Below are 24,469 nucleotides of genomic sequence, written 5' to 3'. Positions count from 1 at the left end.
ATGATGAAAATTTTATTGCACAGTGATATGAAGAAATCAATTCAACAAAGTGGGGTAGGGCGCGCCCAGTTGCACCAGGAAATGGCCCTTGAATCTGCGGGCATTGCCTATACAACCAACTACAAGGATGACTTCGACATGGTTCATATCAATACCGTCTTTCCGCATTCCCTTGTCGTTGCCAGAAAGGCAAAAGCCGCTGGTAAACCTGTCATCTACCATGCCCATTCAACTATGGAAGATTTCAAGAATTCCTACACATTCTCTAACCAAGCGTCACTCGGTTTTAAATATTGGCTCAATACCTGCTACAACTCGGCAGACCTGATCCTGACGCCAAGTCAGTATGCTAAAAACTTGCTTGAAAAATACGATATCGATAAACCAATCCATGTCATTTCAAACGGAATTGACCTAGCTTATTGGCAAGCTAGCCAAGAAGAAGTGGCCAACATGAGAGCGCGGTTTAATCTGCGCCCGGACCAGAAAGTAGCCATTTCAGTGGGTCTACAAATTGAGCGTAAAGGGATTATCGAATTTGTCGAGTTGGCCAAGCAAATGCCAGAGGTTACCTTTATTTGGTTTGGCTATTCAAATCCTTACGCCTTACCTAAAGATGTTAAAAAGGCCATTGCCACCAAGTTGCCCAATTTAATTTTTGCCGGCTATATCCCGCGTGACCAGGTCCGCGTTGCTTATCAAATGGCAGATGTCTATTTATTCATGACCCACGAGGAAACAGAAGGGATCGTCTTACTTGAAGCATTAGCAAGCAAGGTGAACACGATTGTATCTGATTTACCTGTCTTTGATTATTTAAAAGCTGACCGAGATGTTTATAAAGCCAATGCACTTGAAGATTTTAAAGTGCAATTAGAAGGACTTTTAGGTGGTGATTTAGCGAGTCTTAGTGAAAATGGTTACCAACAAGCCAGCTTGAAAAGTATTCAAAATATTGGCCAACAGTACATTTATGAGTACCAATATGCCCGTGCCTGCCAAGTAGAAAAGCAAAGCGATAAGAAACTCAGCAAAATCCTTTTTTCAAATTTTAAAATATAATGACAAAATCTACTAAAAAATGCAGATAAATTGACGGTCCAGTCTAACTTCAGGCAAGGGTCGTATTTTTTCGTAATATGTGCGTTTAAGACCACCATTTGTTATCATATGAAAATGATTGAAAAGGGGATAGATATGAAAGCAATTGGATTTGATTTAGACGATACCTTGTACAACCGATTAACAATCTATGAGGAAACCTACCGAGATATGCAGGCGACAGACCACCATTTAGACGTTGATTTTGAAACATTCAATCAAGTCTACGCTGAATTCTCCGAGCAAGAATATCAAGCCTTTATGGCTGGCAAAAAGACAGAAGCTGCCTTCAAAAACGACCGGGTCATTGAAACCTACGCCCATTTCGGTCATGAAATTGACCAAGCAACTGCAAAAGAATTCAACCAACTGAAAAACCACTATCAAGAACAATTAAGTTTGAGCGAAGACTTAGTAGCCTTGATGGAAGCAGCCTTATCTAAAGGGATGACCTTATTTGTCTTAACCAACGGGACGACAGAGGCTCAAATCGACAAATTGGCCAACCTAGGTGTCGACCAATTGATCGACCGAGACAAATGGTATATTTCAGAAAGTATGGGCGGGTCAAAACCACAACGCAAGGTATTTGACGCCATTGCTGCTGATTTAAATGTTGCATCTCAAGAAATCTTGTTCGTCGGTGACGACTACCAAAATGATATCGAAGGGGCAATACAAGCCGGATGGCAAGCCATTCACTACAGTAAAACAGAAGTCCCAAACACAGTAGCCACCTGTACAACAGACGATTTCTTAGAAATGCGGACTTTGTTAGGGAATTTATAGAATCCAACTTGTCATGTCAGGTATCTTGATATGAGTGAGGGATTTCGGTAGAAAATATACCTAAAGAAATAAAGTGTTTTTAATTTATTATAAAGACAAAAAATGATGTGAACGATTCGATTTTTGAGAAAGCCAGCAAAAGCCTATATTTTGTTGGCTTTTTTATTTGGCACCTAATAAAACATAACTATCATAATATGTAAGATAATGTAACACGTTTTGTATTTTTGCGGAAATTTCATTGACAATTGATTGTATTTAGCACATGATAAAACACATATAAAATGATGAGAAAGTAAGAGGTTTTTTTAATGATTGCATTTATGGGGTACGCCCTGATTGTTATTTTCATGTTTGTTATTATGCGTAAGAAGATGTCACCCTTCATTGGTTTGGTGTTCTTGCCACTGTTATGGGCGATAATTGGACAAGTCCTTAATTTGTGGCAAATTGATATTGGTCAAGCGGCTATGGATGGCTTGGGGACCACATCATCTACCGGGATTATGCTATTCTTCGCAATATATATGTTTACCATCATGATTGACGCAGGTCTATTCGATCCCTTGTCTAACGCGATGATTCGTTTTGCCAAAGGGGACCCCTTAAAAGTCGCCTTGGCAACTGTTGCCTTAACTGCCGCGGTCTCCTTAAATGGTGACGGGACGGCGACTATGATCATTGTCTGTACCGCTATGGTGCCAATTTACAAGAAACTAAATATGTCCATGCTAAACCTAGCTGTTTTAACCATGACGTCGCACTCAATCGTCAACTTACTACCTTGGGGTGGTCCAACTGCCCGTGCTATCGCTGTTATGGGGGTTGAAACCAATGATGTCATGCGCGGACTAGTGCCGATGATGGTAGCTGGTTTGATTTATATGTTTATCATCGCTTGGGTTTTTGGTTTACAAGAACGGAAGACGCTTGGTGTGGTCAACTTGTCTGAACAAGAAATGCAGGCCATGATGGTCATCGACGACCCAGAAACCCTTGAATTACGTCGACCTAAAAATGTCTGGATCAACTCAATTATCGTCCTTGTAGCCATTGCCTTATTGGTTGAAGGGTCTGTGCCTTCAGCGATTATCTTTATGTTAGGTACAGTGATCACCTTACTAGTCAACTATCCTAATCCTAAAGACCAAAAAGCGCGAATTGACAGCAACGCATCTGAAGCCAACCAGGTGGTTATGACCGTATTTGGTGCCGGTATTTTCATGGGGATTTTAAACGCGACCGGTATGTCAGATGCCATCGCCACATCCCTAATCGCTATCATCCCTGAGTCGTTAAGTGGTTTCTACGGTCTAATCGTAGCCATTATTTCAGCGCCAGGTACTTATTTCCTACATAACGATGCCTTCTACTACGGCATGATGCCTATCTTGTCAGAAGCCGGCTATGCTTACGGATTTACCCCGTTACAACTGACATTTGCGTCTCTAATCGGTCAATCTTTCCACTTGTTCAGCCCATTAGTACCTTTCTCATACGTACTACTTGGTTTAACCGGCGTGGAATGGGGCGACTGGCAGAAAAAAGGTTTGGTCGTATCACTTGGGATTTTCATTGTCTACGTGATTACTGCTGCCATCTTTGGTTTGTTACCCATTTTCCAATAATGATGAATCAATTAAAGCTATTATATTATCGACTTTAAAAGGAGTGGTTTCATGACGAATACACATACAATCGCCTTAATTCCTGGGGACGGGATTGGAAAAGAAATTACACAAGTTGTCAAACAAGTGGCAAAAGCCCTAGGCAGTCCAATTGCTTGGGATGAAGTGGTCGCTGGCCAAGACGCCATTGATGAAACGGGTGAACTGATTCCCAAAGCCGTTTACGACGCCATCGATACACACAAGGTTGCCTTGAAAGGACCCATTGCAACACCAATTGGTGAGGGTTTTAGATCGGTCAACGTATCACTTAGAAAACATTATCAATTACATACAAACATCCGCCCAATCCGCGTATTAGGCCAAATTCCTGCACTTCACCGGGACGTGGATATCGTTTTATTCCGGGAGAATACAGAAGATTTATACGCGGGCGTAGAAGAGCAGATTTCACCTGACGAAGCCCATTCCATCAAAATTATCACTAGAAAGGCAACAGAACGGATTGTTACAGCAGCTTTTGAGTATGCCGTAGCTAATGACCGCAAGACGGTCGCTATCGTCACTAAAGCCAACATTATGAAATTATCGGACGGCTTATTCCTAAAAGTCGCTCGCGAAATTGCTGCTAAATATCCGCAAATTGAAGCGACAGAAGTTTTAGTCGACAATATGGCCATGCAATTGGTTATGCGTCCTCAACAATACGATGTGGTTGTCACCGAAAACTTATACGGCGATATTTTATCTGATTTGATGGCCGGTTTAATCGGTGGGTTAGGATTGGTGCCAGGTGCCAATTTGGGCGACGATGTGGCGATATTTGAGGCCGTTCATGGCTCAGCACCAGATATTGCTGGTCAAGGTATTGCCAACCCGACAGCCATCTTATTAGCCTTTGCAGACCTACTAGACCATATTAGTTTACAGACGGATGCCATTCGTTTGCGCGACGCTTTGAATACGGTCTTGTCCGATGCAGGTAACTTTACCCGAGACTTAGGCGGCGATTTAACAACAGCAGCCTTCACCGACAAGGTTATCGCATCCTTAGCATAAGATGGCGTATCTTAAAACCGTCTAATGATTTTGATTTGAATAATGAGATAAGCACGCTTTGACTTGAGGGTGGCGTAAAGGAGTTGACCAGCAATTCCTTTGCGTTGCCTTTTTGTTATATAAAGATGCGATATTTCAAATTTTTTCTTTTACAGCGTATAACGCTCGTTAAGATACGTCTTCAAACCAGGTTCCAAAAGTCCAACGCTTCCGACACTTCCCAAAATATGCTAAACACTTGCAGTGTTTATTCGGCTTTTGGTCTAGTGCGTCGAGTCTAAACGACTTTTGTCACACCTCCAATTACCAAGCTTTTGAATTGACTATTTGACTGCGGTTATCGTATGATATGGTTAATTAGTCAAAGTTAGTCAAAATAAGAATCAGGCTTGAGGTGATGAATATGAAAAATAGAAATATGTCTGATATTATTGAATCTTATTTAAAGCAAATCTTACAACAAGAAGAGCATGTTGAGATTAGTCGTAGCGAAATAGCAGATCAATTTCAATGTGTACCATCCCAAATTAATTATGTTATCAACACACGATTTACCCCACAAAAGGGTTATATTGTAGAAAGTAAACGTGGTGGCGGTGGCTATATCCGTATTATGAAATTGGAAATTGTCGAAGAAGCAGATTTAATTGATGCTATGGTTGACCTTGTCCACCAAAAAACGACATTACGAGATGCTACTGCCATCATTCAAAATTTATTAGTCAACGAGATTGTTACCGAAAATGAAGCGCAAATCATGCACTCAGCAGTCGACAAGGATGCCCTAGGTAAAATTGTTAACGCTGATGAAGTTCGGTCCTTAATATTAAGATCGATGCTTGTGAAGCTGAAATATAGGTAACCAGATAGGAGGACCTTATGAACGAAATTTATACAGAGAAAGCAAAACAGGCCTTATTGTTCGCCGCCGAAGAAGCCAAACAATTTCGTCATAAAGCCATTGGAACAGAACATTTGCTGCTAGGACTTTACCGTGAGCCCGAGGGTGTTGCGCATAACGTGTTAGTTGACCACTTGCCAAGTTACGAGGCTGTGAAAGAAGAAGTTGAATTTGTCATCGGATACGGTAAGGATGAAGTCCAAGACGCCCCCGTAGACTTGAATCGCGTGGTGTATTCACCGCGTTCAAGAAAAGTTTTATATATTGCAGGTGAAGAAGCGCAACGCCAACAAGTCACTTTAGTCGGCACAGAGCACATTTTGCTATCTTTAATCGCTGACCAAGTACTAGCTGTTCGAATTCTGAAAAACTTGGACGTGGATATCGAGAAATTACGTAAAGACATCTACCGTTCAATTGGCCAGCGTCCCCCAGTGCGCAACCGCAGCAACGAGAATAATAATAAACCATCAAACCGCGGCAGCAAACGCCCACAAAGTGCAACGCCAACCTTAGACTCACTAACTAGAGACCTAACTGAGCAAGCACGTAACGGGCAGTTGGACCAAGTAATCGGCCGTAAGAAAGAGTTACGTCGCATCATGCAAGTCCTTAGCCGTCGAACTAAAAATAACCCTGTATTAGTAGGAGAACCAGGTGTTGGGAAAACAGCCATCGCTGAAGCAGTTGCCATCGCAGTTGCAAACAACGATGTCGTATCAACCCTAGCCAATAAACGTGTCGTATCTCTTGATGTTGGGTCCCTTGTTGCAGGTACTAAATACCGTGGGGAATTCGAAGACCGAGTGAAAAACTTACTAGAGGAAACGGAAAAAGCTGGTAATGTCATCTTATTCATTGATGAGTTGCATAGTCTAATCGGTGCCGGTGCAGCAGAAGGGGCTATCGATGCTTCTAACCTGATGAAACCAGCCTTAGCCCGTGGTCACCTACAAGTGATTGGTGCTACAACCTTAAATGAGTACCAAAAATATATCGAAAAAGATGCTGCTTTAGAACGTCGTTTCGCCAAAGTCCTAGTTGATGAACCAAGCGAAGCGGATGCTATTGAAATTCTTAAAGGTATCCGAAAAGATTATGAAAAATTCCATCGAGTGACGATTAAAGATGAGGCTATTGAAGCTGCTGTTCGTCTAGGTAACCGTTATATTGCTGATCGTTTCTTACCAGATAAAGCAATTGATATTATGGATGAAGCTGCAGCTACAGCGCGTTTAGACAATAGTGATAAAGATACTACCCAACAAACCATTGTAGGCATTCGTAAGCAATTAACTGATCTAGAAGAATTGAAGAAACACTATGTAAATACCCAAGAATTTGAAAAAGCTGCTGGTGTTCACCAACAACAACAACGTTTAAGTCAAGAATTATTCGACCTACAAAACAACCCACAAGTTGTTCAAGATGAGCTGTTTGATATTGAAATTGACGGCCAAAACGTAGCGGATATTGTGGCTATGTGGACAGGTGTGCCAATGCAACAGCTTACGCAAACTGAAAACCAACAGCTGATTAATCTAGAAGACCATTTACACAAACGTGTTAAAGGTCAAGATGAAGCAGTGAGAAGTGTTGCCCGTGCAGTTCGTCGTGCGCGGTCTGGCATTAAAGATCCAAACCGTCCAATTGGTTCATTTATGTTCCTTGGACCAACAGGTGTTGGTAAAACTGAATTAGCCAAATCTCTAGCAGGTGAAATGTTTGGTTCAGACAACAATATCATCCGTTTAGACATGTCTGAATACATGGAAAAATACTCAACAAGTCGAATGATTGGTTCAGCACCAGGTTACGTTGGTTATGATGAAGGTGGTCAATTGACTGAACAAGTTCGTCAACACCCATACTCAGTGGTACTATTCGATGAGATTGAAAAAGCCCACCCGGATGTCTTCAATATGCTACTACAAGTCTTAGATGATGGTTATATTACGGACTCTAAAGGCCGTAAAGTAGACTTCCGTAACACAGTTATGATTATGACGTCTAACTTGGGAGCAACTGCCATCCGTGACGATAAAAACGTCGGATTCGGTGCCAAACAAGCCACAGATAGTCATGAAGAAATGGATAGTCGTATCCGTAAAGAATTGAAGTCTGCCTTCAGACCAGAATTCTTAAACCGTGTGGATGAAATCATCGTCTTCCATACATTAGCGGAAGAGCAAATCGTTGAAATCGTACAGAAATTTACTACAGCCTTAACCAAACTATTAGCAGAGCAAGGTGTGAAACTACGTGTGACACAAGGTGCTAATAAAGAAATTGCAAGTAAAGGCTTTGATAAAGAGTACGGTGCACGTCCATTACGCCGTGTAATCCAGCAAAAAGTTGAAGACCCAATCGCTGAAATGTTAATCGCTGATAAAATAAGCGAAGGCGACGTTGTCACAGTCGGTGCCCGCCAAGGTGAATTATACATCCGTGTACAACACCCAGATGGCCAAGAAGAAAGCAACGACGTCAAAGACTTGATTAGTGCAGGTCAATAAGCTTTCACAACAAGTCGTATGAAGCGGACTGTAACGTTGATACAGTCCGCTTTTTTAAATACTTTTGGAATGTCTCCTGATGAACGTGAATTAGGAGTAGCCACCAAAATTGTATGAAATTTAGCCTAATTTACTGGCTTGACCAGTAACCATATTATTTTCGCTGGTGTAGTGGATATGATATAATGTATATAATAATTATGGGGAGTGATATCATGGAACAATCAACTAAAAAAGGTTTAATTGCTTTAGGTGCAATTGCTGCAATCGCAGGTATTGCCGCTGTCGCATTATACCAAGAAGATAAAAACTCAGTAGTCAGTGATTTCATCGATGATGCTGGTCGCCAATTACGCCATACAGGTCGTGACTTAGCTCGTCGTGCTGATGATGTATCATTTTTACCAAACCGTTCACTCGGTGATCGCGTAAAAGATTCAGCAGCTGACGCTTACGACTATGCTGTAGGCCAAGCGAAATCATTTACAAAATAAAGCGAAAATAAATACCTCCAATTGCTATGATTAATAGTGGTTGGGGGTATTTTTTTATTTTGTCCAGAATGACATTAACTGTCGAAACTGGTACACTTATAAATATGAGATTTCAAAAAGAAGGGTGAAATAATGATGAGAATTGGTTATCAAGGCATACCGGGGGCTTATAGCGAGGCAGCAACGATTGCTTTTGTGCGCGAACAGTTGCATGTTGAGATTGATGATGAACGTTTAGAAATCATCTCTTACGATGACTTTAAACCCATGGTAGATGACTTAGTGGCTGAAAAAGTAGACCGAATTGTCATGCCAATTGAGAATTCGACAACAGGATTGATTGCTCGAACAATGGATATTATCCGTTACCAACCCGTCCTAGCAAAATATGAACATTACCAACCAGTGAACCATGTCTTATGGGGGTTACCAGGTGCTGACATTCATCAAGTGACGAAAGTTTACTCTCATCCAGAAGCTTTGACCCAATGTAAATTATTATTTGACCGCTATCCTAATATGGATCCCGTAGCTTATATCGATACAGCTGTTTCTGCTGAATTTATTGTGCAAGAAGATGACCCTACTATCGCAGCGATTGCCAGTCCGCGAGCAGGTGACTTACACGGCTTGCAAGCTTTAGAACCAGCAGCATACGACGAATCAGGGAATATGACGCGGTTTTTAGTCTTTGAACGATATGACAATATCGATATGACCAATACCCATGACAAAATCATGTTATATATTGAAACACCGCATGAACCAGGTGCTTTGGCCAAGTTACTACAGGTATTAGATGTTTACCGGATCAACTTGGAAGGATTAAATGCCCGTCCAATTCCGATGAAACCCTTCCGTTACGGCTTCTTTATTGAAGCAGACCCAAGCAATATGATTGGGGACTTAGAGTCATTAGAGAAAATTTTAAAAGCATTATCAACCCACATTCAAGTGGTAGCGCAATTTAAACAAAATCGTTAGATTAACGACACGAGTTCCTTTTTCCAAAAGAATATCATTATAAAATAAACCGCTTACATGTTACAATAAACTTGTATAGACAGATAGGATATAGGAGGAATTTTCATGGATAAACGTAAGGTAATTATTGATACGGACCCAGGAATTGACGATGCAGCGGCCTTGATGACGGCTTTGTCGGATGATAGCTTAGAAATTTTAGGTTTCACCACGGTTGCCGGGAATAAGGGATTGGATATGACCACCACGAATGCGGTTCGGGTATCTACTTATTTTGATGGTCGCGTGAAGATCTATCCAGGCGCTGACAACGATTATACCTCTTTAAAAGAGAACAAACCACCAAGAGAGAATGCGACTGGGAATATCCATGGATCGAACGGAATGGGTGGCGTTGATTTCCCTTATGATGAAAGTTTGATTCAAGATCAACATGCAGTTGACTTCATTCTTGAGCAAGTTAAAGCATATCCTGGTGAAATCGATTTGATTACCTTAGGACCACTAACGAATATTGCTTTGGCAGTTGAAAAAGACTTAGCGACCATGAAACAAGTCCGGTCAATCATGTCTATGGGTGGAGCTGCTTTTGACGGGAACACCAACCCGGTAGCGGAATTTAACTACTGGTTTGACCCAGTTTCAGTCGATATCGTCTATCAAGCTTTGGGTGAATCTGTCCCGATTACAATGGTTGGTTTAGATGTTACCGGACCATCCTTACTAGATATGAACGACTTAGAATTTATACGTCAAGCAGGCGGTGAACTAGGCGGGATGATACGTGAAATGTTTGATGATTATGTCCTGAACTCATTTGAAAACGAAGGCAAAATCGGGATCGTCATCCATGACTTAGTAGCAGTTGTTGGCTACCTGCACCCAGAAATTTTGACCGAAGTCTACCATACTAACTTGGTCATTGAAACCAAAGGTGAGTATACTTACGGACAGACCGTCATTGACTTTGACGAGCGTACTGACCGACCAAAAAACGTCTACATCGCAATGGATCTCGACCTTGAAGCTTATAAAGCCCACGTGATTTCAACCCTATTTGGCGAAGACAAATACCATCAATACCTAGACATGCTGGATTAACTTCTAGCGAAAAGGACACACAAAATGAAGCTAGATAAGTAGGTGACGGAAATGTACAAGTTCGAATTTATTTCCGCAGACATTCAAGATAAAATCCACCAGGGTATCTACCCTGTAGGCCGGTTACTTCCGAGTGAAAATGACTTGGCCAAGACTTACGACGTATCGCGCGAAACTATTCGAAAAGCACAGAAAAAATTGGAAGACACTGGCTTTATCCAGAAGAAACAAGGTAAAGGGGCGATTGTGCTCGACTTTGCTCGATTTTCTTTTCCCATATCCGGTTTAACTTCCTACAAGGAATTGCAAGAGTCGCAGCAGTTTCATACTGCAACTCGAGTTTTGAGTAATAAACGGGTGCCGGCACCTGACTTTCTCGTCGGTGAAGACGGTGTTGAAGCGGGCGAACCCTTCATCCACCTGATTCGGTCCCGTGAAATGGAAGGAGAAACGGTCATTGTTGACCACGACTACCTCCGCGTATCCGTTATCCAAGACGGGGTGCCAGATGAAATTGCGGAAGTGTCCATTTATCAATACTTTGAACAAGAATTGGACTTGCAAATATCCTTTGCCAATAAGGAAATTGTGGCCAAAAAGGCGGATGATATAGATCAAAAAGAAATGGCCATTGGCCCGGATGATTTTATCATCCAGGTCAACAGCCATGTGTACTTAGAAGATGCCACCTTCTTTCAATATACCTCATCCCACCACCGTATCGATAAATTTAGATTTGCAGAATTTGCGCGCCGGACAGCCCAATAACCCGTGCGTTAATGTGGGATAGATAGGAAAAACACCCTCAACCAGCCTTGTTTGGCCAAGTTGAGGGTGTTTTTCTTCGATAGCGAATGTTTAGATGATGCCAGTTTAGGCTATTGATTGCCATCGTCTCTACTTGAATGATGATGTACAGTATGCTCACGTCTATTTGCCATTTTGCCACAGAAAACGCTCAAAAGCAGATAAAAGTATACATGTAATGGTCGTCGCAAAAAAGGAGCTGGAAAAATCCAACTCCTTTTCATTTACCCATTTTAAAGGGATGTTATGTACCCTATTTCGAAAGGAATGCAACTGTTTCATATGGTCCTAGCTCGAATGAGGCTGTCATTTTGCCTAAATCACCGTTCCCTAATAACTTGTCATAGTTACGGGTTAAATCAACACTTTCAGGTAGGTCAACTTGACTGGTACCTGGGTAGAAGTGTGAGAAGACATACAAGATTTGGTCGCCGTAAGTCCGGTAGTAAGCCAATACTTCTGGGTGGTCAGCCAATAATTCGTGGTAAGCACCGTCTTGGATGATAGGTAGTTTATGACGTAAGGCAATTAACTTTTGGTAGTAAGGGAATATTTTACCGTTCTCTAATTCCTTCGCAACATTGATGTCCTTGTAATTGTCGGCAACTTTTAACCATGGTGTACCGGTAGTGAAACCAGCATTTTCTGAATCATCCCATTGCATTGGGGTCCGGCTAGTATCGCGGGACTTAAATTTAATAATTTCCATCGCTTCTTCTTCTGAAACACCTTTATCTAATAAGATTTGGTAGTTGTTGAAGGTTTCGATATCGTTGTAGTCGTTGATGTCGTCGAAATCTGGGTTGGTCATACCAATTTCTTCCCCTTCAAAGATGTAGGGGGTACCGCGCATCATGTGAATAGTTTGGGCAAGCATGGTAGTTGTTTCGTATGGATAGTTTTCGGTGTCGCCGAAACGAGAGTTAGCGCGTGGTTGGTCATGGTTGTTCCAGAATAGGGCATTCCACCCGTTGCCATCTGACATGCCTTTTTGCCATTCGTTTAAAATGTCTTTTAAAGATTGGAAGTCGAAATCAACTTTAGACCATTTCTCGCCGTCTTTGTAATCGACTTTTAAATGGTGGAAGGAGAAGATCATGGCTAATTTCTCTTCATCAGGATTGGTATAGCGGACACCATCTTCAACTGTGGTAGAAGACATTTCACCCACTGTGACAAAGCCTTCAATATCGCCAAAGGTAGATTGGGCCATTTCTCGAATCCAAGCGTGTGAATTTTCTGTATCTGTATACAAACGTTTCTCTTGGGTAGAACTTGGGCCGCCAGTAGAGTCTTCTAGGACCTCGCTCTTACCAATCACGTTCATAACGTCGAAGCGGATACCGGAAACCCCCTTGTCGATCCAGAAGCGGATAACATCGAATAGGGCTTCGCGCACTTTTGGATTATGCCAATTTAGGTCAGCCTGGGTCACGTCGAAGAGGTGCATATAGTAATTGCCAGTGTCGCCAAATGGTTCCCAAGCAGGGCCGCCGAATTTAGATTCCCAGTTTGTTGGCAAAGACCCGTCTTCTTGAGCGGGGAGAATGTAATAGAAGTCTTGGTAGTATTCGTCGCCAGCTAGGGCTTTTTGGAACCACTCGTGTTCAGTAGAAGAGTGGTTTAAAGGCATATCCAGCATCAGGTCGATGCCACGTTTTTTTCCTTCACGGGCTAATTCTTCAAAATCATCCATAGTCCCAAAACGTGGGTCAATGGCTGTGTAGTCTGAAATGTCATAACCATTATCATTTTGAGGCGATGGGTAGAAGGGGTTCATCCAAATCATATCGATGCCTAACTTTTCTAGATAGTCTAATTTTTCAATGATGCCTCTAAGATCACCAAAACCGTCCCCATCTGTATCATTAAAAGACTTTGGATAAATCTGATATATTACCTTTTTCCCTAAATTATTTGTCATTGTGTCTTCCTCCTTTTTAGAAAAAAGCTCGCCCAGGGGTATCCAAGGCGAGCGTGAAACTTGAATCTATCTGGCTAATGCTAGAACTTGATATTGAAATCGATTTTGTTATTAGCTAGGAAACCAGTTTTCTTAAATACAATTGTCAATGCGAATGGTACAACGATGGCGATGGCCATAGCTAGTAAGAACCAACCCCAGTATTGGAATTGAATCGCTAGGATACCAGGTAAACCACCAACACCGATAGAGTTAGCTGTAATGCCAACACTTGTTGAAAGTAAACCAGCTAAACCTGAACCAATCATCGCTGCAATAAATGGGTAAACATATTTAATGGTAACACCGAACATTGCCGGTTCAGTTACCCCTAAGTAAGCTGATACAGCTGATGGAATGGTAATTTGACTTTCTTTCTCATCTTGACGAGTTGTCCACCAAATCGCCATAACCGCAGATGCTTGAGCAATATTTGATAGGGCGATCATTGGCCATAAACCAGTACCACCAAAGTCAGCCACTAACTGTGTATCGATTGCGTTGGTCATATGGTGTAAACCAGTAATTACAAGTGGAGAGTATAGGGCACCGAAGATTAAACCGAACAACCAAGAAACAGGTCCAGTTAAACCAGCGTACACAACACTAGAAATCCAAGTACCTACAGTCCAACCGATTGGGCCTAAAACTGTATGCGCCAAGATAATGGCAGGAACTAATGATAAGAATGGCACGAAAATCATAGAAATCATCTCTGGGATGTATTTACGCCAGAATTTTTCAAGCCAAGCAAGTGATAGACCTGCGAACATGGCCGGTAATACTTGGGCTTGGTAACCAATCATATCTAATTGGAAGAAGCCGAAGTCCCATTGTGGTACTTCACCAGCTAAGATAGCATCTGGTGCAGCATAAGCATTTAGTAATTGTGGTGAAACTAATGTGATACCTAATACGATACCAAGAATTTGAGTGGTACCCATTTTACGTGTTACAGACCATGTAATCCCAACTGGTAAGAAGTGGAAAATGGCTTCACCCGGTAACCAAAGGAAGCTGTTCACCCCGGCCCAGAATGTTGAAACATCAACAATCGTGTTGTATTGAGGTGTACCGTCACCCATCGTTTGCGCTACGCCATCAACAATTTTTTGCCCTAGGAACTCCATTGGCACCCCTTCAAGCACGTTACGGAAACCTAAAATAAGACCCCCGACGATAATTGCTGGAATAATTGGTGCAAATACTTCAGCCAAGAATGTCATGGCTTTTTGAAGCCAGTTTTGTTGTTGGTCAGCTGCTGCAGCTTTCACCGCTTCTTTTGACGTACCAGAAACACCAGAAACCGCTTCAAATTCATTATAAAAATCTGCCACCTTGTTCCCAATAATAACCTGGAATTGACCAGATTGGGTAAATGTCCCTTTAACAGAAGGGATCTCTTCAATAGCTTTAACATCCGCTTGTTTAGGATCATTTAATACAAACCGCATACGCGTCGCACAGTGTGTAACGGCATTGATATTCTCCTTACCCCCAATGTCATCCAGTAAGGATTTAGCATCCTGTTTAAAATCACTCATTTTTCTTCCTCCTCTATAAAGAAAATGCCATATGATATCCAAATAATAATTGTAAACTTGTCTATACAAGTTATCTACGAGGTTATTATATAATGATAACGGTTTCAAATCAAGTGAAATCACTCAATCAAAAAATTTTTTATAGGCCTATAGTTAATAGGAAGAAAGTGATTAAAAAGTCCGGTGAGCCCCACTTATCAGTTGGTTGTAAGCCTTGGTAGTGGTATGATTATGGCATGTTTTAGACCGAAATGAGGTGTGGAATGTCAGAAGAAAAGGATACAAAATTCAATACACTTGACGTGGACCAAATTGCTTTTATGGAGGCAGCGATTGAAGAAGCAAAGAAGGCAGCAGCTATTGGTGAAGTGCCAATTGGGGCAGTTGTCGTCTACCAGGGGGAAATCATCGGGCGTGGCCATAACTTGCGTGAGACCAGTCAGGATGCAACAACCCATGCGGAAATCCTCGCTATCCAAGAAGCCAACCGTAATCGGGCATCTTGGCGACTAGCGGATGCAGATTTGTATGTGACGTTAGAACCCTGTCCTATGTGTTCGGGTGCCATGATACAAAGCCGTATCAAACGTCTCTATTATGGCGCTTATGATCAAAAGGGTGGCACGGCAGGAACATTGATGAATATACTGAATGATAGTCGGTTTAACCATCAAGTTGAAGTCATTGATGGTGTCATGCATGAAGAATGTAAGGCACTTTTACAAGATTTTTTTATTGAATTACGCAAGAAACGCAAAAATTCAAGTCGTAAACCAAAAGTAGAAAACTAAGCGAAATGTCAAAATACTAAAAAATAAGACATTGTGATTTACTTAGCGTTTTCATTTAAAATAAAGTGTTTTTTTGTTATAATTAAGTTGTTATAACGCTTTTAGGGGGTGAATTGGGTGTCCAGCAAAACTTTAGCAAAAATTGTCGATACTGAGAAAGCAACGCAAGCACTAAGTGATAAATATGCAAGTAAGCGAGAAAGTTTATTAGAAGACAAAAATCGCAAATTAAGCCAAATGGCGTCTGAAAAAGAAGCAATCTTGAAAGATTATCAAGAAGCGCAGCGTGCCGAGAATGAAAAAGCTTTACAAGCGTACAAATCTGAAGAAAAAGCGAAGAACGATCAAGAGATTGAGGAAATTGAGAATCAATTCCAAGGCGCTTTGCCATCTTTAGTCTCACTTGTAATTGAGGAGGTGAAAAATAGCTATGGCAATCGCTAAGATGCAAAAAGTATCGATTGTAACGGCGCCAAGTAACAAAGACCACTTGTTATACACCTTACAAACGATGCAGAATATACAAGTTAGTGACCTTTCCTTAAAGGTAACCGGCCAAGACTTTACCTTCAACAATAATTACCAAAGTGATCAAGATGACCAAGTCGTTTATGAACGCGGACGCGAAGTATTACATTATCTAAGTCAATACCAACAGAAGGTATCTTTAAAAGATAAAATTACGACCAAACGCCCACAAATGACCATGGATGAACTACATCAAACTGTGGATGAAGCAGCAGCTTTACAATTGATTGAAAAAGTCGAAGCCTTAAGACAAAAGCGTAACGACATTCAAGACCAACGCCAACGGGTTGAAGATGAACAAACAACCATCGCTAAATGGCGGGCCCTAGATGTTGATCCAAAATCTCTACAAGAGTTAAAACTATTCGATGTTCGTCTAGGAACGATTCCAAATGATGAAAACCGTCACCACTGGCAACAATTAAAAGCCATTGAAGATGTGGCCGTTGAAGAAGTGTTTGCTAACGAGAATGAAATTGGTGTCGCAGTCGTTGCCTTACCAGGTCAAAACGACAACCTGCAAGCAAAACTTGCAGAAAATTATTTCTCTGAAGTAGAGTTTAATTACGGACAAACCCCAGAAGAGACCTTCCAAACATTGGAAAGTGAACGGAAACAACTCATCAAAGATGAGGAGGCCGTTGTTAAAGACATTAAAAACATGCAAGAATCTAAAGCTACTATTCAATTAGCAGTAGAAGAATTCTTTAACCGTAGTCAACGTGCCAACGCAGCACAGCTTTCATATGATAACCAACAGTTATCTTTATTCAGTGGTTGGATTGAAGAAGCGCAAGTTGAAAACTTGCAAAGCGCTTTAGAAGAAGCCTTTGATGTGCACACGTTTGCTATTATTTTAGAAGAAACAACCGAACAAGAAGTTAAAGAAGATGAAGTGCCAATCAAATTACATAATGCTTCTATAGTAGAACCTTTTGAAATGATTACTGAAATGTACTCATTGCCAAATTACCGGGAGAAAGACCCGACCAACTGGGTAGCTGGTTTCTACATGTTATTCTTCGCTATGATGATGGGGGACTTCGGTTACGGTATCCTCCTTTGGATTGGTACACTCTTTGCCATGAAGGTAATGGATTTACGGAAGAGTACTAAACGTTTTGTGAAATTTGGACATATTCTATCCTACCCAACGATGTTAATTGGTTTAGCTTATGGATCCCTATTTGGTGAAGCTTTACCATTCGGTTTGATCAATCCAACTGAAGATGCCTTAACGCTAATGATTATCTCTTTAGTGATTGGTTACATTCACATCTTTGTAGGTTTATGCTTAAATATCAGATTACAGCTTAGTCGTAAAGACTATGCATCAGCCTATAATGACGGTATTGGCTGGTTAGCACTGTTAATAGCGCTAGCTATCGGTATCACTGGCTTTATGACCGGTATGGATATGTTGATTCCTATCGCAAAATGGTTTGCCATTATTGCAGCTGCAGGAATTATCGTGGTTCCTATGTTCACGAGTAATAATAAAGCAGTTGGTGGTGTTGTTGGGTTGTATAACTTATACGGTGTGTCTTCGTATGTAGGAGATTTCGTTTCTTATACACGACTAATGGCTTTAGGTATTTCAGGTGGAGCAATCGCCATGTCCTTTAATATCTTGTTTACTATCTTGCCAGTGCCTGTTCGATTTTCAGTGGGTATTTTGATGATTATCGCCTTACAATTATTTAACATGTTCTTATCATTACTATCTGCCTACGTTCATAGTATGCGCTTAGTATTCGTTGAGTTCTTTGGTAAATTTTATGAAGGTGGGGGGCGTGCCTTTAAGCCTATCCGTACACTACAGGAGTTTGTTTCTCTAAAAGACGTAGAAGAAAATTAATAATTAAGAAGACAACAAAATGGAGGTTTTTAAATAATGAATACATGGTTTGAATTTTTTGTGGAAAACGGTGGCCAAATCTTTGCGATGGTCGGAATTGCAATTGCCGTAATTTTCTCTGGTATGGGTTCTGCACGTGGTGTTGGTGAAACTGGTGCGGCTGCAGCTGCCTTGGTTAAAGACCAACCTGAAAAATTTGCGCAAACATTAATCTTACAACTATTACCTGGTACGCAAGGTTTGTATGGTTTCGTTATCGGTATCATGATTTACTTACAATTAGGTACAGGATTAGACTTAACTCAAGGACTACAATACTTTGTAGCAGGTATCCCTATTGGTTTAGTAGGTTTAATTTCAGCACGTTGGCAAGGGCATACTGCAACAGCAGGTGTACAAATTTTAGCAAAACGTCCTGAAAACGTATCTAACGCAATCATCTACTCTATCATGGTTGAAACTTACGCAATCTTAGCATTCGTTATTTCTCTATTATTAGTACTTTCTGTTGGTTAATCACTAATCAAGTAGAAAAACCAAAAGAAGGAGGATAAGTCGAATGGCAGATATTCAAACTTTAGTCGATCAAGTGCTAGCCAATGCTGAAAAAGAAGAAAAAGCAGCATTAGCCGCATTTGAAGCTGAAATGAATGAAGAAATCAACAAAGCCAAAGCACAAAACGATGACCAAATTGTGACTGAAAAGCAACACATCGAAAACGCTGAAGCTAGAAAATTACAAACACAAAAACAAAGCTACTTAAACGTCTTACGTAATGACAAATTACAAGCCAAGCAAGCCTTACTAGAAAAAGTCTATGATCAAGCTATTGTTGAATTACAACAATTATCAAGCGAAGCGTTTACTAGTTTTATCAAAGGCGCTTTAGACCAAGTAGCAGGCACTGAGAACCTTACGTTAACAGTAGGTGAATTCAGCCAACACCAATTCGACGCTGACCAAGTGAAAGCCTTAAACCCATCTATCCAATTAGATGACACTTTCCTTCCTAAGCGTTCAGGTTTTGTTTTAAGTAACGAAGAAGTGGACTATAACTTTACTTTTGAATCAATCATTGACCAAAAGAAAAAAACATTAGCGCCAAAATTAGTGAAACAAGCATTCTAAGAGAGGGGAGTGACAGCAATGCCAAACGCTACATATGCACAACTGGATACAACCATTCGTGTAAAAGAAAGTAGTTTGCTAGCAAAAGAAGACTATGACGCACTTTTACGTGCCAACTCCCTTGAAGATGTATTTGCTGCTCTACGCAAAACCAACTATCATGTCCCAGAAAATATCGGAGAAACACATGATTTCGAAGGGTTCCTAACCCGTGATTTACGTGAAATGTATGCTGGTTTATATGAAGAAACGCCTGTAGATGAAGTGGTAGACGTATTTGCCTTGCGTTACAGCTACCACAATTTGAAAGTATTATTCAAAGAATGGTATACAGAACAAGATTTCTCGCACATGTATATAAACATCGGCCGTTTTTCAATCGAAGCCTTACGGACCTTAATGCAAACTGGTGAAGGTAGCCAATTCCCAGAAATCATGAAAGAAGGCGTCCAATATGCACGCGATTATTACGAAGAATACCATGACCTAGACGGTATTTCGATCCTATTGGACCAGTCTTATCTAGGCCACTTAAGAGACATCGCTGACAAATCTGATGATCAAGATATGGCGAAGACCCTATTGATGATGATTGATTTAGAAAATTTATCTATGGTTGTTCGTGGGATGAAGCAAGGCCGTTCTCGTGGGTTCTTAGAAGCAGTCTTATCTGATGATGGTACTTTTGAAGAAGTGGAACTAGTTAATTTAGCAACTAGTAAAGACTATAACCGCGTATTGGATAAATTTGCCAGCTTACCATTCGCTGGTAAAATCAATGACCGCATCAGCGCCAACGATCCAATCGACGTGGTGAAATTAGATAAGAAAATCAAAACAATCGAGGCTGAAGAAATTCGCCAGGCAGCTTGGGTACCATTTGGACCAATGCCTGTATTGGCATATATTTATTTTAAAGAGAACGAAGTAGCCAATTTGAGGTTAATTTTAAATGCCAAAGAATACGATTTAGATCAAAAAAGTGTGGAAGAAAGGATGCGACCTATTTATGGCTTATAAAATCGGTGTAGTCGGTGAAAAAGACGTCGTTGTTCCTTTCCAATTGATTGGTTTCGACGCCTATCCAGTGATTTCAGGCCAACAAGCCCGTGAAACAATCCGGGAAATGGCTGACAACCACTATGGTGTGATCTATTTGACCGAAACAATCGCACAGCAAATTCCAGACACCATTGCCTTTTACGACACACAAGTTACCCCAGCAATCATTCTGATTCCTTCACACAAAGGGAGCTTGGGTATCGGGCAGTCTCGTGTAAATGACAACGTTGAAAAAGCGGTTGGTCAAAATATTCTATAAGAAATCAAAATACACAAATTAAAAATCATAGAAAACGATAAGAGGGAGGAACAGTCTTGAAAGACGGAAAAATCATTGAAGTTTCCGGTCCACTGATTAAAGCAAGTGGCATGGAAGAAGCTGCTGTTCGTGATATTTGTTTAGTAGGTGACCTACAATTAACAGGGGAAATCCTTGAAATGCACGGCGATGTTGCTTCAATTCAGGTATACGAGGAAACTTCTGGTCTTAAACCTGGCCAAGTAGTAAAAACAACTGGTCAACCATTATCAGTTGAACTTGGACCTGGTATGTTAACGAAAATGTTTGACGGTATCCAACGACCTCTACAAGAGTTCATGGATTCAACCGACTCAAACTACTTAGTACGTGGTGTGCAAGTAGCGCCCCTAGACCGTTCAGCAGTATGGCATTTTACCCCAACTGTTGAAGCAGGCACACAAGTTACAGGTGGTGACATTGTGGGTACTGTTCAAGAAGGTCCCGTAATTGAACACCGTATCATGGTGCCGGTTGGCGTTTCAGGTACAGTGAAATCAATTCAAGAAGGCGACTACACTTTAGAAGATAATGTGTACGTCTTAGACACTGAGCAAGGCGAGAAATCATTCACCATGATGCAAACATGGCCAGTTCGTCAAGGTCGTCCTTTTGCCGAAAAATACTCACCAAATAAAATTATGACAACAGGTCAACGTGTTATCGATACTTTCTTCCCAATTTCAAAAGGTGGGGCAGCAGCAGTTCCAGGGCCATTCGGTGCCGGTAAGACAGTTGTGCAACACCAAATTGCTAAATATGCGGATGTAGATATCGTGGTTTACGTTGGTTGTGGTGAACGTGGTAACGAAATGACGGACGTAATTAACGAGTTCCCTGAATTGGTTGACCCGAAAACTGGTGAATCAATCATGGAACGTACTGTGTTAATTGCCAACACTTCAAACATGCCGGTAGCAGCCCGTGAAGCCTCTGTTTATACAGGGATCACAATTGCTGAATACTTCCGTGACATGGGTTACTCAGTAGCGATTATGGCCGATTCAACTTCTCGTTGGGCGGAAGCACTTCGTGAAATGTCTGGTCGTCTAGAAGAGATGCCTGGTGACGAAGGTTACCCAGCTTACCTAGGTTCTCGTATTGCAGAATACTATGAGCGTGCAGGTATCGTCCGTACACTAGGTAGCGAAGGCCGTACAGGTTCAGTTACAGCGGTAGGTGCCGTGTCGCCTCCAGGTGGGGATACATCTGAGCCGGTTACACAAAATACCTTACGAGTTGTAAAAGTATTCTGGTCATTAGATGCCAACCTATCTCGTCAACGTCACTTCCCAGCCATTAACTGGTTAAGTTCATACTCATTGTATGATTCAGAAATCTATAAGGGTGTAGCGGAAGAATTAGGCGTTGAATGGGGTCAATGGGTACAAAAAGCCATGAATATCCTAACTGAAGAAGACAGCTTACAAGAAGTTGTACAATTAGTTGGTATTGATGCCTTGTCTGAAAAAGATAAAATGACCCTACTAATTGCAGCCATGATTCGTGAAGGTTACTTACAACAAAATGCCTTTGATGACGTAGATACAACGACTTCAGCGAAGAAACAAGAGAAAATGTTATTCAACATTTTAACCTTCGACCAAGAAGCGCGACAAGCAATGGAAAAAGGTACTTACTACCAAGAAATTGCTGACAACACTGTCGACTTACGCGAAAAAATCGTGCGTTCTAAATTTATCCCAGAAGATCAATTAGACCGCATTGACGCTATCAACAATGAAATTAAAGAAGCTATGACAGAAATATTGAAAGGAGGCAGCTACGCATAATGTTAAAAGAGTATAAATCTATCTCCGACGTTTATGGTCCCCTAATGATTGTAGAAGACGTTGAAGGCATTAGTTTTGATGAGTTAGTAGAAGTACAATTACAAACTGGTGAAAAACGTCTAGGACAAGTGCTTCAAGTAGAAGAAAGTCGCGCAGTCGTACAGATCTATGGTGGTGGTTCTGGTATTAACTTACAAGACACTAAAGTGCGCTTCCAAGGACATCCACTTGAATTCGGCGTGTCTGAAGACATGATTGGTCGTGTATTCGATGGACTTGGTAACATCAACGATAACGGCCCAGAAATCATCGCTGACGAAAGCCGTGACATCAATGGTCAAGCCATTAACCCAATGGCTCGTGACTACCCGGATGAGTTTATTCAAACTGGAATCTCAACAATTGACCACTTAAACACCTTAGTTCGTGGACAAAAACTACCCGTATTCTCTGGTTCAGGTTTACCGCATAAAGAGCTTGCTGCCCAAATCGCACGTCAAGCCACTGTGCTAGGTGACGACGATCAATTCGCCGTTGTCTTTGCAGCAATGGGGGTAACTTTTGAAGAGGCTGAATACTTCATGGAATCATTCCGTGAAACAGGTGCCATCGACCGCTCTGTATTGTTTATTAACTTAGCGGATGACCCTTCAATCGAACGTTTAGCAACACCAAAAATTGCCTTAACAGCAGCAGAATACTTAGCTTACGAAAAAGACATGCAAGTATTGGTTATCATGACTGACATGACTAACTACTGTGAAGCCTTACGTGAAGTATCTGCAGCCCGCCGTGAAGTACCAGGACGTCGTGGTTATCCAGGTTACCTATATACCAACCTGTCTACACTATATGAACGTGCTGGCCGTATCAAAGGGTCTAAAGGTTCTGTAACGCAGATTCCAATCCTGTCTATGCCAGAGGATGACATTACCCATCCAATTCCTGACTTAACAGGTTATATTACCGAAGGGCAAATTATCTTAGACCGTGACCTTGATGCACGTGGTATTGAGCCACCAATCAACGTATTGCCATCACTTTCTCGTCTAAAAGATAAAGGTACCGGTGAAGGTAAAACACGTAAAGACCACGCTGCAACCATGAACCAACTATTTGCTGCCTATGCGAAAGGTAAACAAGCTAAAGAATTATCTCAAGTATTGGGTGAATCAGCCCTATCTGAAACAGATAAGAAATACGTAGAATTTACCACAGCATTTGAAGACAAATACGTTGACCAAGGTTTTGAGTACAACCGTACGATTGAAGAAACCTTAGACCTTGCTTGGGAATTACTAGCGATCTTGCCTCGTACAGAATTAACACGTATTAAAGATGATTTAATCGATACATACATGCCTTCAACTGAAGGAGAGTGATTTTAAATGGCGAATGCGCTAAATGTCAAACCAACACGGATGGAACTGAGCACATTAAAAGACCGTTTAAAAGTTGCTCAAAATGGTTATGACTTACTAAAAGATAAGCAAGATGAATTAATGCGCCAGTTTATCGAACTAATCAAAGAAAATAACCAACTGCGCAATGAAGTAGAAGACGAATTGTCGGGTGCCTTAGGTAACTTCGTATTGGCCTCATCATCAATGAATGACGCCTTTATGGAAGAAATCGTGGCCTTACCAAGCAAACAAGTCAACTTAGAAATTGCCAAGAAAAATATCATGAGCGTTGACGTACCTAAGATGTCATTTTCATACGATGATGATAATCAAAAGAGCGACAACGAAGTGAAATACGGTTACCTAAACACATCTAGTGAATTAGACGATGCCATCGAAGTCTTGAACGATGTCATGCCTAAGCTGTTAAAATTGAGCGAAATTGAAAAAACGTGTCAATTAATGGCAACGGAAATTGAATCTACAAGACGTCGAGTAAACGCCTTAGAATACCGGATGATTCCAAACATCAAGGAAACCATCAAGTATATCCAAATGAAACTAGACGAAAACGAGCGTGCATCTATTACTCGTATGATAAAAGTGAAAGACATGGGTTAATAATAGGATGTGAGAGTCGACGCCAAGAAAGGAAACGTTGGAAGATTAGCGATGAAGATGACGCAGTCATCTGCAAGCTAATCTGAAACGCAGTCCTTT

General features: G+C 41.2%; 22 protein-coding genes. 20 read left to right on the top strand and 2 right to left on the bottom strand.

The window, feature by feature from the left end:
- The 10 genes from ACUW85_RS02295 (at position 1) to treR (ending at position 11,341) form a co-directional block, all read left to right on the top strand.
- Positions 1 to 1,062 carry a glycosyltransferase gene (locus ACUW85_RS02295; protein ID WP_259345363.1) on the top strand — a complete coding sequence of 354 codons (1,062 nt, stop codon included), beginning with the start codon at positions 1 to 3 and terminating at the stop codon, positions 1,060 to 1,062.
- A gap of 135 nt (positions 1,063 to 1,197) precedes the next feature.
- The gene (locus ACUW85_RS02290) at positions 1,198 to 1,890 is read left to right on the top strand and encodes an HAD family hydrolase (protein ID WP_259345364.1); all 693 of its coding nucleotides are present in this window, start codon (positions 1,198 to 1,200) and stop codon (positions 1,888 to 1,890) included.
- 311 nt (positions 1,891 to 2,201) lie between these two features.
- The gene (locus ACUW85_RS02285; RefSeq protein ID WP_048726188.1) at positions 2,202 to 3,518 is read left to right on the top strand and encodes a CitMHS family transporter; all 1,317 of its coding nucleotides are present in this window, start codon (positions 2,202 to 2,204) and stop codon (positions 3,516 to 3,518) included.
- 51 nt (positions 3,519 to 3,569) lie between these two features.
- Positions 3,570 to 4,577, top strand: a complete 1,008-nt coding sequence (locus tag ACUW85_RS02280) for an isocitrate/isopropylmalate dehydrogenase family protein (RefSeq protein ID WP_182023204.1) — start codon at positions 3,570 to 3,572, stop codon at positions 4,575 to 4,577.
- 403 nt (positions 4,578 to 4,980) lie between these two features.
- Entirely contained in the window at positions 4,981 to 5,439 is a 459-nt protein-coding gene (locus ACUW85_RS02275; protein WP_026465186.1) for a CtsR family transcriptional regulator, read from the top strand.
- 17 nt (positions 5,440 to 5,456) lie between these two features.
- Positions 5,457 to 7,994, top strand: a complete 2,538-nt coding sequence (locus tag ACUW85_RS02270; RefSeq protein ID WP_182023205.1) for an ATP-dependent Clp protease ATP-binding subunit — start codon at positions 5,457 to 5,459, stop codon at positions 7,992 to 7,994.
- Between the two features lie 215 nt (positions 7,995 to 8,209).
- Positions 8,210 to 8,488, top strand: coding sequence for an arginyl-tRNA synthetase (locus tag ACUW85_RS02265; RefSeq protein WP_225968899.1), 279 nt, complete (start codon positions 8,210 to 8,212; stop codon positions 8,486 to 8,488).
- 132 nt (positions 8,489 to 8,620) lie between these two features.
- Entirely contained in the window at positions 8,621 to 9,472 is an 852-nt protein-coding gene (locus tag ACUW85_RS02260) for a prephenate dehydratase (RefSeq protein WP_016898043.1), read from the top strand.
- Between the two features lie 105 nt (positions 9,473 to 9,577).
- Positions 9,578 to 10,573, top strand: a complete 996-nt coding sequence (locus ACUW85_RS02255) for a nucleoside hydrolase (RefSeq protein ID WP_149255893.1) — start codon at positions 9,578 to 9,580, stop codon at positions 10,571 to 10,573.
- Positions 10,574 to 10,624: 51 nt separating this feature from the next.
- Positions 10,625 to 11,341 carry a trehalose operon repressor gene (treR, locus tag ACUW85_RS02250; protein ID WP_182023206.1) on the top strand — a complete coding sequence of 239 codons (717 nt, stop codon included), beginning with the start codon at positions 10,625 to 10,627 and terminating at the stop codon, positions 11,339 to 11,341.
- Between the two features lie 292 nt (positions 11,342 to 11,633).
- Here the strand turns inward: treR and treC are convergent, their stop codons facing one another.
- Both treC and treP read right to left on the bottom strand, forming a co-directional pair.
- Positions 11,634 to 13,304 (bottom strand): alpha,alpha-phosphotrehalase, encoded by a 1,671-nt coding sequence (gene treC / locus ACUW85_RS02245; RefSeq protein ID WP_182023207.1) that lies wholly within the window; start codon positions 13,302 to 13,304, stop codon positions 11,634 to 11,636.
- A gap of 80 nt (positions 13,305 to 13,384) precedes the next feature.
- A complete protein-coding gene (gene treP / locus ACUW85_RS02240; RefSeq protein ID WP_182023208.1) occupies positions 13,385 to 14,887 on the bottom strand; it encodes a PTS system trehalose-specific EIIBC component in 1,503 nt (500 codons plus the stop codon).
- 263 nt (positions 14,888 to 15,150) lie between these two features.
- On the opposite strand from treP, the gene tadA reads away from it, so the two are divergent.
- From tadA to ACUW85_RS02190, 10 genes are all read left to right on the top strand, one after another.
- A complete protein-coding gene (tadA, locus tag ACUW85_RS02235) occupies positions 15,151 to 15,678 on the top strand; it encodes a tRNA adenosine(34) deaminase TadA (RefSeq protein ID WP_048729150.1) in 528 nt (175 codons plus the stop codon).
- A gap of 117 nt (positions 15,679 to 15,795) precedes the next feature.
- A complete protein-coding gene (locus tag ACUW85_RS02230) occupies positions 15,796 to 16,122 on the top strand; it encodes a hypothetical protein (protein WP_225968956.1) in 327 nt (108 codons plus the stop codon).
- On the top strand, positions 16,109 to 18,064 hold the full coding sequence (locus ACUW85_RS02225) for a V-type ATP synthase subunit I (protein ID WP_182023209.1): 1,956 nt from the start codon (positions 16,109 to 16,111) through the stop codon (positions 18,062 to 18,064). Before ACUW85_RS02230 ends, ACUW85_RS02225 begins: the two co-directional genes overlap by 14 nt.
- A 36-nt stretch (positions 18,065 to 18,100) precedes the next feature.
- Positions 18,101 to 18,580, top strand: a complete 480-nt coding sequence (locus ACUW85_RS02220; protein ID WP_048729144.1) for a V-type ATP synthase subunit K — start codon at positions 18,101 to 18,103, stop codon at positions 18,578 to 18,580.
- A gap of 43 nt (positions 18,581 to 18,623) precedes the next feature.
- Positions 18,624 to 19,193 (top strand): V-type ATP synthase subunit E, encoded by a 570-nt coding sequence (locus ACUW85_RS02215; RefSeq protein ID WP_182023210.1) that lies wholly within the window; start codon positions 18,624 to 18,626, stop codon positions 19,191 to 19,193.
- Positions 19,194 to 19,211: 18 nt separating this feature from the next.
- The gene (locus tag ACUW85_RS02210) at positions 19,212 to 20,213 is read left to right on the top strand and encodes a V-type ATPase subunit (RefSeq protein ID WP_182023211.1); all 1,002 of its coding nucleotides are present in this window, start codon (positions 19,212 to 19,214) and stop codon (positions 20,211 to 20,213) included.
- Positions 20,203 to 20,514: a V-type ATP synthase subunit F gene (locus tag ACUW85_RS02205; RefSeq protein WP_059133932.1), complete on the top strand. Its 312-nt coding sequence runs from the start codon at positions 20,203 to 20,205 to the stop codon at positions 20,512 to 20,514. Before ACUW85_RS02210 ends, ACUW85_RS02205 begins: the two co-directional genes overlap by 11 nt.
- Positions 20,515 to 20,570: 56 nt before the next feature.
- Positions 20,571 to 22,346, top strand: a complete 1,776-nt coding sequence (locus tag ACUW85_RS02200) for a V-type ATP synthase subunit A (protein WP_149314983.1) — start codon at positions 20,571 to 20,573, stop codon at positions 22,344 to 22,346.
- Positions 22,346 to 23,728, top strand: a complete 1,383-nt coding sequence (locus ACUW85_RS02195; RefSeq protein ID WP_026465203.1) for a V-type ATP synthase subunit B — start codon at positions 22,346 to 22,348, stop codon at positions 23,726 to 23,728. Before ACUW85_RS02200 ends, ACUW85_RS02195 begins: the two co-directional genes overlap by 1 nt.
- A gap of 6 nt (positions 23,729 to 23,734) precedes the next feature.
- A complete protein-coding gene (locus ACUW85_RS02190; protein ID WP_182023212.1) occupies positions 23,735 to 24,370 on the top strand; it encodes a V-type ATP synthase subunit D in 636 nt (211 codons plus the stop codon).
- Positions 24,371 to 24,469 lie beyond the last annotated feature (99 nt).

It is taken from the genome of Aerococcus sp. 150760013-2 (assembly GCF_053627715.1).
The sequence above is the reverse complement of the archived record's forward strand: the minus strand, read 5'-3'. Positions and strand labels throughout refer to the sequence as shown.

Excerpts from the sequence above, each read along its gene's own strand:
- ACUW85_RS02265 (WP_225968899.1), top strand. The coding sequence starts at position 8,210 with ATGGAACAATCAACTAAAAAAGGTTTAATTGCTTTAGGTGCAATTGCT.
- ACUW85_RS02290 (WP_259345364.1), top strand. The coding sequence starts at position 1,198 with ATGAAAGCAATTGGATTTGATTTAGACGATACCTTGTACAACCGATTA.
- ACUW85_RS02275 (WP_026465186.1), top strand. The coding sequence starts at position 4,981 with ATGAAAAATAGAAATATGTCTGATATTATTGAATCTTATTTAAAGCAA.
- ACUW85_RS02260 (WP_016898043.1), top strand. The coding sequence starts at position 8,621 with ATGATGAGAATTGGTTATCAAGGCATACCGGGGGCTTATAGCGAGGCA.
- ACUW85_RS02215 (WP_182023210.1), top strand. The coding sequence starts at position 18,624 with ATGGCAGATATTCAAACTTTAGTCGATCAAGTGCTAGCCAATGCTGAA.
- tadA (WP_048729150.1), top strand. The coding sequence starts at position 15,151 with ATGTCAGAAGAAAAGGATACAAAATTCAATACACTTGACGTGGACCAA.
- treC (WP_182023207.1), bottom strand. The coding sequence starts at position 13,304 with ATGACAAATAATTTAGGGAAAAAGGTAATATATCAGATTTATCCAAAG.
- ACUW85_RS02270 (WP_182023205.1), top strand. The coding sequence starts at position 5,457 with ATGAACGAAATTTATACAGAGAAAGCAAAACAGGCCTTATTGTTCGCC.
- ACUW85_RS02285 (WP_048726188.1), top strand. The coding sequence starts at position 2,202 with ATGATTGCATTTATGGGGTACGCCCTGATTGTTATTTTCATGTTTGTT.
- treR (WP_182023206.1), top strand. The coding sequence starts at position 10,625 with ATGTACAAGTTCGAATTTATTTCCGCAGACATTCAAGATAAAATCCAC.
- ACUW85_RS02205 (WP_059133932.1), top strand. The coding sequence starts at position 20,203 with ATGGCTTATAAAATCGGTGTAGTCGGTGAAAAAGACGTCGTTGTTCCT.
- ACUW85_RS02195 (WP_026465203.1), top strand. The coding sequence starts at position 22,346 with ATGTTAAAAGAGTATAAATCTATCTCCGACGTTTATGGTCCCCTAATG.
- ACUW85_RS02255 (WP_149255893.1), top strand. The coding sequence starts at position 9,578 with ATGGATAAACGTAAGGTAATTATTGATACGGACCCAGGAATTGACGAT.
- treP (WP_182023208.1), bottom strand. The coding sequence starts at position 14,887 with ATGAGTGATTTTAAACAGGATGCTAAATCCTTACTGGATGACATTGGG.
- ACUW85_RS02295 (WP_259345363.1), top strand. The coding sequence starts at position 1 with ATGATGAAAATTTTATTGCACAGTGATATGAAGAAATCAATTCAACAA.
- ACUW85_RS02225 (WP_182023209.1), top strand. The coding sequence starts at position 16,109 with ATGGCAATCGCTAAGATGCAAAAAGTATCGATTGTAACGGCGCCAAGT.
- ACUW85_RS02280 (WP_182023204.1), top strand. The coding sequence starts at position 3,570 with ATGACGAATACACATACAATCGCCTTAATTCCTGGGGACGGGATTGGA.
- ACUW85_RS02220 (WP_048729144.1), top strand. The coding sequence starts at position 18,101 with ATGAATACATGGTTTGAATTTTTTGTGGAAAACGGTGGCCAAATCTTT.
- ACUW85_RS02190 (WP_182023212.1), top strand. The coding sequence starts at position 23,735 with ATGGCGAATGCGCTAAATGTCAAACCAACACGGATGGAACTGAGCACA.
- ACUW85_RS02210 (WP_182023211.1), top strand. The coding sequence starts at position 19,212 with ATGCCAAACGCTACATATGCACAACTGGATACAACCATTCGTGTAAAA.